General features: G+C 45.3%; 14 protein-coding genes and 1 tRNA gene. 14 read left to right on the top strand and 1 reads right to left on the bottom strand.

The annotated features are described in order from the left end of the window. The first annotated feature begins 1,443 nt into the window (after positions 1-1,443). The 8 genes from ilvB to ilvA are packed head-to-tail and all read left to right on the top strand — an operon-like array spanning position 1,444 to position 10,576. Positions 1,444-3,171: a biosynthetic-type acetolactate synthase large subunit gene (gene ilvB / locus IEW67_RS04035; RefSeq protein ID WP_373288481.1), complete on the top strand. Its 1,728-nt coding sequence runs from the start codon at positions 1,444-1,446 to the stop codon at positions 3,169-3,171. After that, entirely contained in the window at positions 3,168-3,686 is a 519-nt protein-coding gene (ilvN, locus tag IEW67_RS04030; RefSeq protein WP_188631767.1) for an acetolactate synthase small subunit, read from the top strand. Before ilvB ends, ilvN begins: the two co-directional genes overlap by 4 nt. Positions 3,687-3,713: 27 nt before the next feature. Next, positions 3,714-4,760 carry a ketol-acid reductoisomerase gene (gene ilvC / locus IEW67_RS04025; RefSeq protein ID WP_188631766.1) on the top strand — a complete coding sequence of 349 codons (1,047 nt, stop codon included), beginning with the start codon at positions 3,714-3,716 and terminating at the stop codon, positions 4,758-4,760. Then, on the top strand, positions 4,747-6,294 hold the full coding sequence (locus IEW67_RS04020; RefSeq protein WP_188631765.1) for a 2-isopropylmalate synthase: 1,548 nt from the start codon (positions 4,747-4,749) through the stop codon (positions 6,292-6,294). Before ilvC ends, IEW67_RS04020 begins: the two co-directional genes overlap by 14 nt. Before the next feature lie 60 nt (positions 6,295-6,354). After that, complete coding sequence (leuB, locus tag IEW67_RS04015; RefSeq protein WP_188631764.1) at positions 6,355-7,461, top strand: 3-isopropylmalate dehydrogenase; 1,107 nt, start codon at positions 6,355-6,357, stop codon at positions 7,459-7,461. A gap of 33 nt (positions 7,462-7,494) precedes the next feature. Further along, positions 7,495-8,907, top strand: a complete 1,413-nt coding sequence (gene leuC / locus IEW67_RS04010) for a 3-isopropylmalate dehydratase large subunit (RefSeq protein ID WP_188631763.1) — start codon at positions 7,495-7,497, stop codon at positions 8,905-8,907. 57 nt (positions 8,908-8,964) lie between these two features. Then, positions 8,965-9,549, top strand: coding sequence for a 3-isopropylmalate dehydratase small subunit (gene leuD / locus IEW67_RS04005; RefSeq protein WP_188631762.1), 585 nt, complete (start codon positions 8,965-8,967; stop codon positions 9,547-9,549). 22 nt (positions 9,550-9,571) lie between these two features. Further along, a complete protein-coding gene (ilvA, locus tag IEW67_RS04000) occupies positions 9,572-10,576 on the top strand; it encodes a threonine ammonia-lyase (RefSeq protein ID WP_188631780.1) in 1,005 nt (334 codons plus the stop codon). 315 nt (positions 10,577-10,891) lie between these two features. On the opposite strand, the gene IEW67_RS03995 is transcribed toward ilvA, so the two are convergent. Continuing rightward, positions 10,892-10,964 (bottom strand) — tRNA-Ala (locus IEW67_RS03995). 291 nt (positions 10,965-11,255) lie between these two features. Between IEW67_RS03995 and IEW67_RS03990 the strand changes: the two genes are divergently transcribed. The 6 genes from IEW67_RS03990 to IEW67_RS03960 all read left to right on the top strand — a co-directional run bounded on the left by IEW67_RS03990 (position 11,256) and on the right by IEW67_RS03960 (position 18,067). Further along, positions 11,256-12,014: an alpha/beta hydrolase gene (locus IEW67_RS03990; RefSeq protein WP_308430704.1), complete on the top strand. Its 759-nt coding sequence runs from the start codon at positions 11,256-11,258 to the stop codon at positions 12,012-12,014. Between the two features lie 25 nt (positions 12,015-12,039). Further along, a complete protein-coding gene (locus IEW67_RS03985; RefSeq protein WP_188631761.1) occupies positions 12,040-12,978 on the top strand; it encodes an MBL fold metallo-hydrolase in 939 nt (312 codons plus the stop codon). An 89-nt stretch (positions 12,979-13,067) separates the two neighbouring features. Continuing rightward, entirely contained in the window at positions 13,068-13,859 is a 792-nt protein-coding gene (locus IEW67_RS03980) for an SDR family oxidoreductase (RefSeq protein ID WP_188631760.1), read from the top strand. Positions 13,860-14,270: 411 nt separating this feature from the next. Further along, the gene (gene rbsK, locus IEW67_RS18395) at positions 14,271-16,148 is read left to right on the top strand and encodes a ribokinase (RefSeq protein ID WP_308430703.1); all 1,878 of its coding nucleotides are present in this window, start codon (positions 14,271-14,273) and stop codon (positions 16,146-16,148) included. A 4-nt stretch (positions 16,149-16,152) separates the two neighbouring features. Beyond that, positions 16,153-16,548: a D-ribose pyranase gene (rbsD, locus tag IEW67_RS03965; RefSeq protein ID WP_188631759.1), complete on the top strand. Its 396-nt coding sequence runs from the start codon at positions 16,153-16,155 to the stop codon at positions 16,546-16,548. Positions 16,549-16,567: 19 nt separating this feature from the next. Further along, the gene (locus tag IEW67_RS03960; protein ID WP_188631758.1) at positions 16,568-18,067 is read left to right on the top strand and encodes a sugar ABC transporter ATP-binding protein; all 1,500 of its coding nucleotides are present in this window, start codon (positions 16,568-16,570) and stop codon (positions 18,065-18,067) included. Position 18,068: the final 1 nt, after the last annotated feature.

Below are 18,068 nucleotides of genomic sequence, written 5' to 3'. Positions count from 1 at the left end.
TAAAAGACCTGAATCAACTATATAGGCGTGCGTACTCAAACTATTGAACCGCCGTATACGGAACCGTACGTACGGTGGTGTGAGAGGACGACTAATCAACTAATGATTAGTCTCCTACTCGATTAATATCAGAAAGTCTATAATTTTTAGTTATATCGATGCTTTGTTTAGATATTGCTATATCCGGCTTTCTCTTCTAAGTGTCGTAGTCGAGTAAGGTCCTCGCCCTAAAGAGGCGGGGATTAACAGGATGTCCTCTGCGAAGAGGAATTTGAAGGCCTGCAAGCACAGCCCGCAACAATATGTGAACCAAAGGTGGCGGCGATGTTGGCTGACCCGCCTTAAAAACGGGAAAACCTATGCGAAACATATATTGTGGGAAAACAGAAAAGGGAAACGACCTGCAGGGAAGGAATACCCGTTTCAAGCGTCAGCTAAGTGGCGGGCAGTTCAATTAAGATCTTCATTCCGCTATAGGGAGGATTCAGTTCAATACTGAATAGATTGATTTGTGTCCATTTAGCGGAATCAGGATCCGTTATGTCCGGATAATCCAACTTCGGCGGATCCTGATTCCGCTATTTGCGTCAATTAAGGCTTTTTCAATACGTTAGCGGATTCTCATTCCGTTATTTCCTTTTTTCGCCCTAGTTTTGCCCTGTTTTCACCCGAATAGCGGAATGAGGATTCATTACAATACTGAATAGATTGATTTGTGTCCATTTAGCGGAACGAGAATCCGTTGTGTCCGGATAATCCAACTTCGGAGTTCAAACCACGGTTGATCATCTTACTTAGGAACCCTAAGTAAGATGAATATCGCTGTTTTAATAGCCCAAATTTATCTTGTAACAAAATTGAAATATTTCAACATCTTCTCTGACACGCCGTCGTTGTAAGCGTATACAATTATTCGAACTTATCAAAAGCGTCAAAAAAGTTTTGCAAAAGCTGTTGACCAATTCGAAAAATCGGTATATGATTATCGGCAATATCAATTTTAACTTTTCAAATTCATGAAAAATTATTCAATATCATTTATAAACGAAACGCGATGACGGGAAAAAAGGAACATGGCGCATGCATTCACAGAGATTCGGGGGTGCTGGAAGCCCGAAAGTGCATATTGTTCCGACATCTTCTCTGAGTGCCTTGTTGAAAGGGAAACCCATTAGACTTGGCCAGGTGCAGGCTCATGTACCTGTTATCAAATCAGCTGATCCGTAATCAGCTGGCAAGATAGCATTTGTGAAGATGCTATGAAAATGGGTGGTACCGTGGAAAGATGATCGACTCTTTTCTCCCCAATAAATCTGTAACAATACAGTTTTGTGTGGGAAGAAAAGGGTCTTTTTTAATTTATTAAGCAAAACTTTGGCAACCCCTTGGAACAGGGGGAAATCCAAGTTTTTAAAAAACACAAACTAAAGGAGGCGAGCAGCAGTGAATGTTAAAGCTGAGCAGGAAATGAAACAAGTAGAAAAAAAGGTGACCGGAGCCGATTTATTGATTCAGACATTGACAGCGGTCGGTGTTGACACTGTATTCGGTTATCCGGGCGGAGCGGTACTGCCGATTTATGATGCTCTCTACCGCAGTGATGAGCCGTTCAAGCATGTGCTGACCCGTCATGAGCAAGGCGGAGTTCACGCAGCAGAGGGCTATGCACGGGTTACCGGGAAACCCGGTGTGGTCCTGGCAACATCCGGACCCGGGGCAACCAACCTGATTACCGGGATCACCGATGCTATGATGGACTCTTTGCCGATGGTTGTGTTTACCGGCCAGGTTGCCAGCAATGTCATTGGAACTGATGCCTTTCAGGAATCCGATGTGATGGGGATTACAACACCTGTCACGAAATACAACTATCAGATCCGGGACTTAAAGGAACTCCCGCGGGTTGTCAAAGAGGCATTTCATATAGCTTCGACAGGACGGCCGGGACCGGTTGTAGTTGATATTCCCAAAGATATTTCATCCGGGGTATCAGATATCAGCGTTGAACCTGGCAATAACTGCTATCTGCCGGGCTACCAGCCGAACAAAAAGCCGAATCCGCTGCAGATCGTTAAACTGTCCGAAGCAATCAGCCGGGCCAAAAAGCCACTGATTTTGGCAGGTGCAGGCGTTGTAAGTGCGGAAGCTTCAGATGAACTGAAGTCCTTTGCGGAAAAACACAAACTCCCTGTTGTCAACACACTGCTTGGGCTGGGGGGCTTCCCGGGCACTCATGAATTGTCGCTGGGAATGGGCGGCATGCATGGTGGCTATGCAGCCAATCAAGGGATTTATGAATGTGATCTGCTTATCAACATTGGAGCACGATTTGACGATCGCCTGACAGGAAATCTGAAGCACTTCGCCCCAAATGCGAAAGTGGCGCACGTGGACATTGATCCGGCGGAAATTGGCAAAAACGTTGAAACGGAAATCCCGGTTGTTGCAGACGCGAAAGAAGCTTTAGAGGCACTGTTAAAAGCGGAATTAACCGCCAGTAAGCATGATGAGTGGCTTGATGTACTTCGTCAAAATCAGACAGATTATCCTTACTGGTACGATCGGTCGGAAGCTCATATTTCACCGCAATGGCTGACCGAGCAGATTTACGAGGTATCGGATGGTGAGGCGATTGTCACAACAGACGTCGGGCAGCACCAGATGTGGGCCGCACAGTATTATCCATTTACCAAGCCAAACAAGTGGGTCACATCAGGAGGTCTCGGAACCATGGGATTCGGATTCCCTGCAGCAGTTGGTGCCCAGCTTGGCGCACCCGATGAATTGGTTGTAGCAGTCGTTGGTGATGGCGGTTTTCAGATGACAGCGCAGGAACTGTCAGTCATCAAAGAAAGGCAACTGCCGGTCAAAGTTGTGGTCGTGAATAACCAGTCACTCGGTATGGTACGGCAGTGGCAGGAAAAGTTTTTCGATAAGCGTTATTCCGAATCCATTTTCCCGGAAAACCCGGACTTTGTTAAATTGGCGGAATGTTATGGCATCCGGGGCATGAAGGCTGAAAACGAATCGGAATTGCCGGGTGTTCTGACTGAAGCCTTTAACTATGATGGTCCTGTTGTTATTGATTGTCATGTTGTTCAGGAAGAATGTGTTTACCCTATGATCGCACCTGGAAAAGGAATAAATGAAATGATTGGGGTGACACGATGAGACGGATTATCACAGCGGATGTTCAGAATCAAAGCGGGGTTCTCAACCGAATTACCGGCATGCTGCAAAAACGGCAGTTCAATATTGAAAGCATTACAGTCGGCAAATCAGAGCGAGCAGGCGTTTCGAAAATGACATTTGTTGTCGAAATCAGCGATGACCAGAAACTTGAGCAGCTGACGAAACAACTGAACAAACAAATCGATATTTTGAAAGTGAAAGACATAACGGATAATGCGATTGTGGCACGTGAACTTGCGTTGATTAAAGTTGGCGGAAGCGGCCAGCAGCGAGCCGAAATCCAGGGAGTTATCAATCCGTTCCGGGCATCTGTCATTGATGTCAGCAGGGATAGCCTGACCATTCAAGTGACGGGCAAGCCGGATAAAATCGAAGCACTGATTGCCTTGTTACGGCCATACGGTATCAAGGAGATGGCACGAACGGGAATGACAGCATTTCTGAGAGGTTATCAGCCACAGGAAGTTACCGAGATCAATTCACACTTAGTTTAAAACAAACAATTAGGGAGGACGATGAAGATGTCAAAAGTACTTTACGAAAAGGATATTCAGAAAGAGGTATTGCAGGCGAAAAAAATAGCGGTAGTCGGTTATGGCTCACAAGGCCATGCCCACGCACTCAATTTGCGGGAAAGCGGCTATGATGTTGTCGTCGGTCTGAGACCAGGCAAATCCCAGCAAAAAGCGGAAGACGACGGATTTAATGTTTTGCCGGTTGATGAAGCCGTCAAGCAGTCAGAAGTTGTTATGGTATTACTTCCGGATGAGCATCAGCCAACGGTTTATGAAGAAAGCATTAAACCGAACCTGGAAGCAGGCAATGCGATTGCGTTCGCACACGGCTTTAACGTTCACTTTTCCCAGGTTGTCCCGCCGAGCGATGTCGATGTTTTCATGGTTGCGCCAAAAGGGCCTGGACATCTGGTGCGCCGCACATACGAAGAAGGCGGCGGTGTTCCGTCCTTATACGCGGTTTATCAGGATGTTACCGGTAATGCTAAAGAAGTGGCTCTTGCCTATTCCCAAGGCATCGGTTCAGCACGTGCCGGTGTTTTGGAAACGAGCTTCCAAGAAGAAACGGAAACCGACTTATTCGGTGAGCAGGCCGTATTATGCGGCGGACTGACCAGTCTTGTGAAAGCCGGATTCGAGACATTGACAAATGCCGGATATCAGCCGGAAGTTGCTTACTTTGAATGTTTGCATGAAATGAAACTGATCGTTGATTTGATGTATGAAGGCGGCATCGAAAATGTACGCTATTCGATTTCGGATACAGCCCAGTGGGGTGATTTCGTTTCCGGCAAACGCGTCATCAACGATGAAACAAAAGAGCGGATGCAGGAAATTTTGAATGATGTGCAATCAGGCGCATTCGCTAAAGAGTGGATTCTTGAAAATCAGGCAAACCGGCCGCAATTCAATGCGATTAATGCACGCGAAAATAATCACCAGATCGAACATGTCGGAAGGGAGCTCCGCGAGTTAATGCCTTTTGTCAAGCAGCCGCTGCAAGCTAAACAAAAAGAAAAACAAAAGGATGTGAAAGCTCATGCCACAAATTAAAATATTTGATACGACATTGCGGGATGGTGAGCAATCACCCGGTGTCAATCTGAATAAACCGGAAAAACTGGAAATCGCCAAGCAGTTGGAAAAAATGGGGGTTGACCGGATGGAGGCAGGCTTTCCTGCTTCCTCCAAAGGTGATTTTGAAGCCGTGAAAGAAATTGCCAAAATGATTAAAAACACATCGGTCACAGGGCTGGCCCGGACAGTCAAATCAGATATCGACACAGCATGGGAAGCTCTTAAGTATGCCGAGGAGCCGCGTCTTCACTTGTTTGTTGCAACCTCACCGATTCACATGACTTATAAACTGAAAAAGTCACCGGAGCAGGTGATGGAAAACGCCGTCAGCATGGTCAGCTATGCACGGGAGAAGTTTCCGCAAGTGGAATGGTCAGCAGAAGACGCATCCAGATCGGATTTGACCTTTTTGGCTCAAATAATCGAAAAAGTGATTGATGCCGGCGCAACTGTCATTAACCTTCCGGACACAGTCGGTTACACGACACCATCAGAATATGGTGCTATGTTCCGCTATATCAGGGAAAATGTTCCGAATATTGATAAAGTAGAACTGTCATGCCATTGCCATAACGATTTGGGCCTGGCTGTTGCCAACTCAATTGCAGCGGTTGAAAATGGCGTCACACAAGTGGAAGGAACCATTAACGGCATCGGGGAGCGGGCCGGAAACGCTTCTCTCGAAGAAGTGGCTGTTGCATTGCGCGTACGCGCTGACTATTATCCTTATGCCACCGGACTTAAACTTGATGAAACAAAGCGCACGAGTGATCTGATTGCCAAACTGTCCGGCATGTACGTACAGGCAAACAAGGCGATTGTTGGGCGCAATGCCTTTCAGCATGAAGCAGGCATTCACCAGGATGGTGTCTTAAAGAACAAAGAAACGTATGAAATCATGACGCCTGAAATGGTCGGGGTTAAAGCTGACACACTGTTTTTGGGAAAGCATTCCGGACGCCATGCATTCAAAGACAGAGTCAATGAGCTTGGGGTTCAACTGTCTGAAGAGAAACTGACAGAAGCATTCAACATGTTCAAGCAGCTGACCGATCGTAAACGAGAGGTCACCGACGATGATTTGTATACCATTCTGATGGAAATTCAAACTGATACCTCAGCAATCAATAAGTATCAGTTGGAAATGTTCCAGGTGCAGTATGGGACGTCTAATATCCCGACAGCGACCGTTTCCCTGACAGCACCGGATGGAAAGACTGTTCAAACAGCCCAGACGGGACAGGGGAGTGTCGAAGCGTTATACAACACAATCGATGCATTGATTAAGGAAGAACTGCAACTGACCGATTATCAGTTGAATTCTGTTGGCCGCGGCAAGGATGCACTTGCTGAGTCACATGTTCAATTGATTGTCAATGGCGATACGATGAACGGAAGAGGCACAGCGCAGGATGTTCTGCAAGCCTCAGCCAATGCATTTCTGAATGCCGTCAACCGCTATATCATCCATCAAAATTCGATGAAGGAAGAACCTGTCGTGAATAAATAGAGTCGGTTGTTTTTAATCAATTCCGGATAGAGTCATCAAAATAAAGGAGGGGAAGTGTAAGTGGATAAACACATTGTTTTGCTTCCGGGAGATGGGATTGGAAAAGAGATTACGGATTCAGCCAAACAAATTTTGGGAGCAGTCGCCAGCGAGTTCGGCCATAGTTTTACAATTCAGCAGCAGGAAATCGGTGGTGCGGCCATCGATCAATATGGCAGCCCGTTGCCGGATATAACTGTTCAAGCGTGCCAGAAGGCTGATGCCATTTTACTCGGAGCTGTCGGCGGTGAAAAATGGGACGCATTGCCTGCTGATATGCGACCGGAAAAAGGCTTGCTGGGGATCCGCAAAGAACTTGGGCTATTTGCTAACTTGCGCCCTATTAAAGGATTTCCATCATTGCTGCATGCTTCCCCACTGAAAGAGCATATCATTGATGGCAGTGATATTTTGATTATCCGGGAGCTGACCGGCGGGCTTTACTTTGGCAGGCCAAGTGAACGGCAGGATAACGGCGAGGCGGTTGTTGATACCCTTTATTATCGCCGGAGTGAAATGGAGCGGATTATTGATAAAGCATTCCAGAGTGCCCGCTTGCGGCATAATCATCTGACATCCGTCGACAAAGCCAATGTTTTGGAATCAAGTCGGATGTGGCGTGACATCGTCAATGAAAAGAGTGAGGAATATCCCGAAGTTGCAGTTGAACATGAACTGGTCGATGCGGCAGCCATGAAACTGATCACTCAGCCAAGTCAATTTGATGTCATGGTCACGGAGAATATGTTCGGTGATATTTTAAGCGACGAGGCGTCAGTTTTGACAGGATCACTGGGCATGTTGCCTTCTGCGAGTGTCCGTTCTGATGGGGTTGGCTTGTATGAACCGGTACATGGCTCAGCACCCGATATTGCCGGGCAGGGAATTGCCAACCCGTTAGGCACTATCCTATCAGTGGCATTGATGCTGCGTCACTCATTCCAGATGGAGGAAGAAGCTGCCGCTGTTGAACGAGCGGTACGCGAATGTCTGGAGCAAGGATTCCATACAGCCGATTTGAATATTACGAATGGCCAACTTGTCAGTACAGGACAAATGACTGAGGCTGTTTTGGATAATCTGACGGTTAAAGCTGTTTCTGACAGTATCTGTAGCATGTATGTCTGATAGAAGATATTCAAGTAAAATGGAGGTGACAGTATGGAAAAACCGGAAACGATTGTCGAAAAAATTTGGAAAAACCATATGGTTCATAAAGAGCCGGATAAACCGGATTTAATGTATATTGATTTGCATCTGGTGCATGAAGTGACGTCACCTCAGGCGTTTGAAGGACTTCGCTTGAATAATCGCAAGGTCAGGCGTCCGGATTTGACGTTTGCCACCATGGATCATAATGTGCCGACGAAAAATCGGGATGTCATTGAAGATCAAATTTCCAAAAAGCAAATGGAAACGTTGAGGAAGAACTGTCAAGACTTTGGTATTACACTGGCTGATATGTTTCACCCCGACCAGGGTATTGTTCACGTGATCGGCCCGCAGCTAGGGTTGACACAGCCGGGGAAAACGATCGTGTGCGGTGATAGTCATACGTCGACGCATGGGGCTTTTGGTGCGCTGGCATTTGGGATTGGAACGAGTGAAGTGGAACACGTTCTGGCCACACAGACACTATGGCAAAAACCGCCGAAAACATTGAATGTTCATGTGGAAGGCGAGCTTGGAACAGGTGTGACAGCCAAGGATTTGATTCTGGCTATCATCTCCAAATTCGGTGTACGCTTCGGATCGGGCTATGTGATGGAATATACGGGTGAAGCAATCCGGAATTTATCGATGGAAGGACGGATGACTGTCTGCAACATGTCAATCGAAGCCGGTGCACGTGCAGGATTGATCAGTCCGGATGAGACTACAATAGAATTTTTACGGGATAAACCGAATGTGCCACAAGGTGATGCGTTCGATGAAAAAGCCGATGAATGGTTGGCACTGGCAACGGACGAAGGTGCCCGGTATGATGAGACGGTTATTATTAAAGCAGAGGAAATTGAACCACAAGTATCATGGGGGACCAATCCCGGCATGTGCGTGCCGGTCAGCGGAAGCACTCCACAAGTGGACACATCCGAGAACCATGATGATATAGCGCGCGCTCTTGAATATATGGGACTTGAAGAAAATCAATCAATTGAGTCAATTAACATTGATCATGTGTTCATCGGCTCTTGCACGAACTCACGTATTACAGATTTGCGCAAAGCGGCTAAAATTGTCGAAGGGCATCAGGTTAATGGCAATGTCAGAGCTATTGTAGTTCCCGGATCGTTTGGAACAAAACTTCAAGCTGAAAAAGAAGGGCTTGATGACATTTTTAAAGCGGCCGGTTTCGAATGGCGGGAAGCCGGGTGTAGCATGTGTCTGGCAATGAATGATGATGTGGTGCCTCCTGGCGGTCGCTGTGCTTCGACGTCCAACCGGAATTTTGAAGGCAGGCAGGGTAATGGTGCCCGCACACACCTGGTCAGTCCGGAAATGGCGGCAGCGGCGGCTATTAAAGGTCATTTCGTTGATGTCCGCCAGTTTGCCGCAAATGTTTATCCGGCCTAAAAAGCGATTACCATTCCACTTCAATGACGTTTTCTTTATCCTCAGGAGGTGTTGAGTATGGAAGCGATTCGAGTCCATGAAGGTTTGGCTGTTCCGTTAGACCGGGCGAATGTCGATACGGATCAGATTATCCCAAAGCAGTTTTTGAAACGGATTGAACGGACCGGGTTTGGTCAGTTTCTTTTTTACAACTGGCGATTTGATGACGACGGGAATCAACGCAGCGATTTTGTACTGAATCAGCCGGAATATAAGGAGGGGTCGATTCTCCTGGCGGGTGAAAATTTCGGCTGCGGTTCTTCGAGAGAGCATGCTCCATGGTCGCTTCTGGACTATGGTTTTCGTGTCATTATTGCGCCGAGTTTTGCGGATATATTTTACAATAATGCATTAAAAAATGGTATTTTGCCAATTCAAATGGATGAAGAACAAGTCCATCAATGGATAAAACAGGCAGAAGCAAAGGAATTAGTATTAAATGTAAATTTGGAAGAGCAGGTCATTTACGACGAAAAGCAGCAAGTCCATTTTGATATCCCGGCATATCACAAAGAAAACCTGCTTCACGGATTAGATGACATTGCCATCACATTGCAGCACGAAGATAAAATCACGACGTTTGAAAATTTGAAGCAAGCATAAGAAACCATATAAATCAATAGTTATTATAACGAAGGAGCGTGAAGAAATTGGGAATTGCTTAACTGGTGACCTCGTTGCTGAAGCCAGAAATCGCTTGGCAACGGTCGCTCACCGGACACCTATAATGAAATCAGCGACGACAGATGCGCTAGTTGATAAGCGTGTTTATTTTAAAATGGAAAATCAGCAGAAAACGGGATCATTCAAGTTCAGAGGTGCCAGTTTTAAACTGATGCAGCTCTCAGATGAACAGCTGCAAAAAGGCGTGATTGCCGCATCTGCCGGCAACCATGCGCAAGGCGTAGCAAATGCTGCTGCGAAATTGAATGCCCGGGCGACCATTTTTATGCCGGAAAAAACGCCGATGGCCAAGGTTAATGCTACACGTGCTTATGGAGCAGAGGTTGTTCTGACTGGTGAATCGTTTCAAGAAGCGTATGATGCCTCGATGAAACGGCAAATGCAGACAGGGGCGGAGTACATCCACCCGTTTGATGACTATGATATTATGGCCGGTCAGGGCACGATCGCAATGGAAATGTTGCAGCAGGAAGATAGAATTGATACGATTCTGGTACCTGTTGGGGGCGGTGGTCTGATTAGTGGCATTGCTACTGCTGCCAAGCACGTGAATCCGCATATCAAGGTGATCGGTGTTCAATCAGCTGGTGCGTCTGCCATGTATCAAAGCTACTATCATAATCGGTTGAAGCGTCTTGATCGTGTATCAACGATTGCAGATGGAATTGCCGTTAAACAACCTGGCGAACGAACACTTGAAGTCATCAACCAGTATGTTGATGATATGGTAACTGTCACCGATGAAGAGATTGCATCTGCAATCGTTTATATGCTTGAACGCAATAAAACGTTGCTAGAAGGTGCCGGTGCTGCTGCTCTGGCTGCATTGTTTTCGCGTGACATAGATTCACGTCACTGTGGAACGATTGTCAGTGGCGGCAATATGGATATCAGCACATTGCCGATGATTCAGCAGCTTGCAAAAAAACTTCATCAATCGGCGTAGATATGATATGACACCAAAACCTGCACATGCGTGTGCAGGTTTTGGTGTGTAGTATGTTGTCTGGAAAATGGACTATAATATCAGATATAAAGCTATGACACCAACCTGCTGAATAGGATTTGTTCTCTGGTAAAGCTGGCACAGCATATTGATTATAACGGTATTAAAATATATGGAAATGTGGGAATGTCGCAGGAAAATCCTCAAACGTATAAACCTGATTCAGATGATTAGCTTATAAGGCAATTACGCTTCTATAGAAAGCAAAACAGATCAGCTTCTGCCGATCTGTTTCATATCCGGGAGATAAATATATGGAGCATATCGGGCTCGAACCGATGACCTCATCACTGCCAGCGATGCGCTCTCCCAACTGAGCTAATGCCCCGTTCGTTGAATCCAAAAATCATTATAGCATTTTTGTGCTGAATTTCAAGTGGTAAAAGACAACATTTTTTATTTTTTGTAAAAAAATGTATTGCCCGGGTAATATTATGTCGGAATAACCGGGATGTTAATGCTTTATAGCATGGCCGAGAATTTTTTAACATAAGGATGTTTCGATTGGAATTTTCGAACAACTTGTTCAAAAGTATGATAAAATAGTTTTATCCCGAATTAGTGGACAGCAAATTCCCTATTTGAATATGTCCGCTTAACACTAATAATGGAGGGTTAGATGATGGCAAATACTTATCCCGTTATGGAAGAAGCGGAAGAGTTTTATTATCCCGGAAACAGAACGGGCGTCCTTGTGATTCATGGTTTTACCGGCACAACTCAGAGCATGCATTATCTTGGTAAACAATTTGCACAAGAAGGGTTCACTGTACTAGGACCACGGTTACCCGGTCATGGAACTGATCCTGAAGACATGGAGCAATGTACATACCACGATTGGATTGAAACGGCGGAAAGCGGATTGGACAAGCTGCAGGCGACATGTGAAGAGATTTTTGTAGCCGGATTGTCGATGGGGGGTACGTTGACACTCTATCTGGCAGAAAACCATCCGGAGATAAAAGGCATTATGCCGATTAATGCTGCAACGCACATGCCTGACTTAATTGAAAACTACGAATCTCTTAAAGATAGTGGGAATAGGTTTGTGCCGGGCATCGGATCGGATATCAAACAGAAAGGTGCAGAAGAGTTGGCTTATAAGCAGACACCGGTCAAGTCGATGAAAGAATTGATTCAATTAAGTGAGTTAGTGAAACAAAGACTTCCCGGGATAACGGCGTCTGCCATGATTTTGTCTTCTGCTGAAGATCATGTTGTGCCCCCTGAAAACTCACGTGAAATTTATGAATCCGTTTCATCTGAGGACCGGGAATTTGTGGTGCTGGAAAACAGTTATCATGTCGCAACACTGGACAATGACAAAGAACTGATTGCAGAGAAGTGTGTGACATTTATCAGAGATAGAATGGATTGAATTTAAATAGAGAGGTGATGGAGGGATGCTGGAAGAATACGGCTTGAAACGTGTGACGCTTGATCTTCCATTCCGGCTTGATCATGTGAATTGCTTTTTGGCAGAGGGTGAGAATGGCTGGACTGTGATAGACGCCGGCTTACATAACGACCAGACAGTCAAGCGGTGGGAAACCGAATTATATGAAAAGAACGTTACCGATATTATTGTCACGCATTATCATCCGGACCATTTTGGTTATGCCGGCGGGCTACAGGTAGAACACAATGCGCGCGTTTACATGTCTGGAAAAGATTATAACGCTGCTTTAAACGCTTGGGATCAGCAGTTTTTGGACGACCTTTCACATAACTATTTGCTGGCAGGTATTCCGGAATTGCAGGCTGAAAAAATGCTGAATAATACGAAGGAATTTGTTCCGATTGTAACGCCATATCCGAAAGTGGATTATTTTTTAGAGGATGGCGACATCATTCCGATTGGCAAGTATGACTATGAGGTGTTTGCAACACCGGGCCATTCGGATGGACTAGTCACATTTTACAACAGAGAGACAAATATCTTGCTTTCAACAGATCATATTTTGCCTAAGATAACACCGAATATTTCATATTGGTTTCATGGTGACCCCAATCCATTGGCACGGTATTTGGAATCATTGGATCACATAAAAAGACTTGATGCGGATTTCGTAGTTCCTTCACATGGTGATCCGTTTCACGGGGCGAATGACCGAATTGCGGAAATAGAATGGCACCATGACAAGCGGTTGGAGCAGACAATGGCATCGATTGGCCAAGGTAACTCTGTCTATGACGTTTGCAAAAAGTTATTTCAAAAAGAGCTTACGGTTCATGAGATGCGCTTTGCGGTCGGTGAAACGCTTGCTCACCTTGAATATTTGCGATACAAGGGAGAGTGTAAACGAGAGCTCGGTGATGGTTGTTATTGGTATTATTTGTAAAAGTGATCAGGATTTATATTAATATGTTACGTCGGAGAGTATTCCTGGTAATCTATAATTCTGAACAGGCATAATAAGGAGGTATCCGAATGGATCTTGGTTTGAAAGATAAATCTGTTATTGTATTGGCTTCCAGCAAAGGGCTGGGAAAAGCAACCGCCAGCCAATTTGCTGCGGAAGGGGCACGGGTGTTTTTGGCCAGCCGCGATGAAGACACACTGAAAAAAACAGCAGCAGAAATACGGCAAACGACAGGTAACTCTAATGTCGCATACAGTGTTGGTGATATTAAAAACTATGATTCGATCAAACAACTTATTGCTAAAGTGGTCAGTGAACACGGAACAATTGATGTGTTAGTGAATAATGCCGGCGGTCCCCCGGCAGGCTCGTTCGACGATGTTGATGATGATGCCTGGCAGCATGCCTTTGAGCTGAATCTGCTAAGTTTCATCCGTGCGACCCGGGAAGTCCTGCCTTATATGAGAGAGCAAGGCGGGGGACACATTTTAAATTTCGCTTCTTCATCCATTAAGCAGCCAATTGATGGCCTGATTTTGTCGAACACGTTCAGAGCTGGTATTACCGGTTTTGCTAAAAGTATGTCACAGGAACTTGCGGGCGATAATATTCTAATCAACACAATCGGCCCAGGGAGGATAGGCACTGACCGTGTTGATCATCTTGACTCGGTCCAGTCCGAAAAACTTGATATTCCGGTTGAGGCGGTCAAGGAGAAGGCCAAACGCAAAATCCCGATCGGCCGTTACGGAGAACCGGAAGAATTTGCCCGGACTGCTGTGTTTCTTTGCTCACAAGCCAATACATACATTACCGGTCAATCACTTCTGGTGGATGGCGGGATGGTTAAGGCATTGTAATTTTGAATGGGGAATCATCCAGCTTGGGCGGATCCTCATTCCGTCATTTGCGTCCATTAAAGCCTTTCCAACACGTTAGCGGATCTGGATTCCGCTATTTGCCTTCTTAGCCTCAGTTGCACTCCGTTTTTGTCCAAATAGCGGAATAAGGATTCATCACAACATTAAATAGGGTGATTTGTGTCCATTTAGCGGAAGGGAGGATCCGTTCGGTTTGGGTATTTCATCTTCGGCGGATTCTCATTTCGCTTGCGCCTTTGCTCTCGAATGGATTTTTATATGGCCTATTGACATTAGTTTGTAACCGCTTTATGATAGTGTGTAACGGGTTACACAGAAATTGCTTTTATCTTTATTTGGTATGTAACCCGTTACACAACAAAAAATCATACGTTAGAAAGGGTTTAATATATGGCGACTATTCGTGATGTGGCTGAATTCGCGAAAGTTTCAACGGCAACGGTTTCCCGGGTCATTAACAGCAACGGCTATGTGAATGAAGAAACTAAATGGCGTGTCAATGAAGCGATTGAACAATTGAATTATTTTCCGAATGATGTGGCACGCAGTTTATTTAAAGGTCGTTCGAAAATGATTGCGCTGCTTGTGCCGGATATTACGAACCCTTTTTTTCCTGAGCTTGCCCGTGCTATAGAAGATGTGACAAATCAGCATGGATATACCTTTGTTCTCTGTAATACGGATAACGATATCGATAAAAAAATGGGATACTTGAGTGCATTGCAGCAAAAGTCTGTTGATGGCTTTATTATTGTTTCAAGTTCACTTACGGAAGACTATCTAAAAAATATTCAAACACCGATTGTCGCACTTGATCGAATTATCAGTCCCGAGGTTTCCTCCGTGACGGTCAATAATCGGGATGGCGCCAGAAAAGCAGTAAAATATTTGAAGTCAGTTGGTTGCAGCCGAATTGCCCATATTGCCGGACCGGAACATGTCGATAACGCTGTATACCGCATGCGAGGCTTTTTGGATGAAATAAAACATGAAAAATGGTTTGACAGCAGTTATGTGTTATCAGGGGCCTATAATTTTGAAAAAGCTCGTGAAGCCGCTGTGAATCTATTAACTAAGAATCCTAAAATTGATGGTATTTTTGCCGGCAATGATTTGATGGGAGCTGGCGTTCTGAATGCTGCAGCTTCACTGGACATAAACGTCCCGGAAGATCTTGCGGTAATTGGCTTTGATGGGATTTCCATGAGTGAAACAGTCACCCCCGCGTTGACAACGATGGCTCAGCCTATTTACGACATTGGAACAAAAGCTGCCGAAATTTTGATTGAACATATCAGCACACGGTATCAGTCTGTGATGAGAGAGGAGTTTAACGTTCGGCTAATCGAGCGGGAATCAACTTTAAGAATGGAGGACCTTATGAGCGCTAAACCGAAAGTCTGTATTATCGGGAGCATTAATATGGACTTGAATGTAACAACCAATAAAATGCCGATGCAAGGTGAGACAGTCCTCGGCGATAAGTTTTTCACTAATCCCGGCGGCAAGGGAGCGAACCAGGCAGTTGCGGCAGCCCGCATGGGAGCTGATGTGAACGTCATCGGGGCTGTCGGTGAGGATGCTTTTGGACAAAAACTGCGTCAAAATCTTGCCAATGAAGGTATTCGGACGGAATCCATTGAAACAATCGCTGATGTTTCAACCGGGACAGCAACCATTATCCTGTCCGAAAATGATAATCGTATTATTGTTGCACCTGGTGCCAATAATCATGTGACGCCCGAACTTGTGGCGAAACAACGTGAGTTAATAGAAGAAAGTGACATTATTCTGATGCAGCTCGAAGTACCGATGGAGACGATTGTGAGCACTGTGAAAATCGCTGAAGCAAGCGATGTGCAAGTTATACTTAATCCTGCGCCATTTCAACCACTGCCGGAAAGTGTCCTGAAAAAAACGGCCTACATGACACCTAATGAAATTGAACTGGCATCTATGAAAGAATATCCAATGTATGAGTCTATCCGTCAAAAAATGATTGTGACACGCGGTGGTAAAGGCGTGACGTTTGTTGAGAATGGGGCAGAAAATGTTATTGGCGGGCATTGTGTACAGGTAACCGATACAACAGGTGCCGGTGATACGTTTAACGGCGCGTTGGCTGGAGAACTTGCCGGCGGTACGAACCTGCCGGACGCGGTCACTATGGCAAATGCAGCCGCTGCTTTGTCGGTGTCAAAGCTTGGTGCACAGTCCGGGATGCCATCTAAACAGGACGTTCAGCGATTTTTGCAGGAAGGAAAATGATTGAATGAAGAAAACAGGAATCCTTAATCGTGACATCGCCTCTGTACTTGCAAGAATGGGGCATACCGATACGCTGGTAATTGCAGATTGCGGGCTTCCCATTCCGGATGGAACTATGACGATTGATTTGGCGCTGACGGTTGGCACACCGGATTTTCTCTCCGTACTTAAAGCTGTTACGAATCATATGGCGGTTGAAGAAATGATATTGGCAGAGGAAATAAAAACATCGAATCTGACTTTATATAATCAGCTGATAACTGATTATGACGGGATACCGACAACATATTTGACACATGAAAGCGTAAAACATGATATCAGTAATGCAAAGGCCGTTATCCGCACCGGAGAAGCAACACCATTTGCTAATGTCATTTTAAAATCAGGTGTTTTTTTCTAGCATAAGGGGAGGTGAAATCATGACACAAATACCATTTGCGGAAATGGAGGGTATCAGTAAATCCTTTTCAGGTAACCAGGTGCTGAAAAATGTGAATTTTTCGATCAACAAGGGCGAGGTTCACGCCCTCGTCGGGGAAAACGGTGCCGGAAAATCGACGTTAATTAAAGTCCTGACCGGAATCCATAAACGAGATGACGGCACTGTCAAAATAAATGGAAAAGAAGTCCATTTCACGCATCCCAAAGATGCTGAGCAACAGGGCATTATGGTTATTCACCAGGAATTGAATATCATTCCGCATCTGACGGTTACGGAAAATATGTTTCTCGGCAATAATATCACTTATGGCAAAACCGGTATTTTGAATACGGGAAAAATGAGAAGACAGTGCAAAATAAATCTGGAAATGCTGGGCGTATCCAATATTTCCCCCGACGATATTGCCGGAGAATTGTCCGTCGGCAAGCAACAGATGATTGAAATTGCCAGAGCGGTATCAACAAATGCTGAGTTGATTGTGATGGATGAGCCGACTGCCGCCCTGACCGACCGTGAAATCGAAAGCCTCTTTGAGGTAGTGGAATCACTGAAAAAACAAAATGTTGCGGTTATTTATATTTCACATCGGATGGAAGAAATATTTCGGATTTGTGACCGTATTACCGTATTGCGGGACGGTCAGTATATCGGAACAGAAAACGTTACGGACGTTGACTTCGATGCCATAGTCAGAATGATGGTCGGCCGTGAACTGGGCGGACGCTTTCCAGAACGCGATCACTCAGGTGGCGATGTCATTTTTGAGGTGGAGAACCTGGCCGGAAAAGGGCTGTTTGAGGATGTCAGCTTTTCAGTGAAAGAAGGTGAGATTCTCGGCGTAGCTGGGTTAATGGGAGCCGGACGTTCAGAAATTATGGAAACGATTTTCGGTTATGCCACAAAACAACACGGCAATATCCGTTTAAATGGAAAGGAATTAGCTATTAAACATCCGTCAGATGCGATTAAAGCTGGCATCGGTTTTATTACGGAAGACCGGAAATCAAAAGGATTGCTCACTGATTTTTCTATTGGCGACAACATTGCGCTGACGAATATGGGGTCGATTTCCAGCAACGGGATTATCTTGGCTAACAAAGAACATCGATTAATTGCTGAATTAATGGACCGGCTGACAGTTAAAGCAACTGGTGCAAATCAGGAAACAAAATCCTTAAGCGGCGGTAATCAGCAAAAAGTGGTGATTGCCAAATGGCTCGGGATTGAGCCGAAATTGCTTATTTTGGATGAGCCCACAAGAGGTGTTGATGTCGGCGCCAAGAAAGAAATTTATAATATCATGAATGAATTAACCAAAAATGGCGTTGCTATCGTCATGGTTTCCTCGGAATTGCCGGAAGTTTTGGGCGTAAGTGACCGGATTATGGTTATTCATGAAGGAAGAATAGCGAACATACTTGACCAGGATGAAGCCGACCAGGAAAAAATTATGACAGCAGCTGCAGGAGGTGAATAGA

The sequence above is a fragment of the Lentibacillus kapialis genome, from assembly GCF_014646635.1.
GTDB classification, from domain to species: Bacteria; Bacillota; Bacilli; order Bacillales; family Amphibacillaceae; genus Lentibacillus; species Lentibacillus kapialis.
This window is presented reverse-complemented; position numbering and strand designations above follow the sequence as displayed.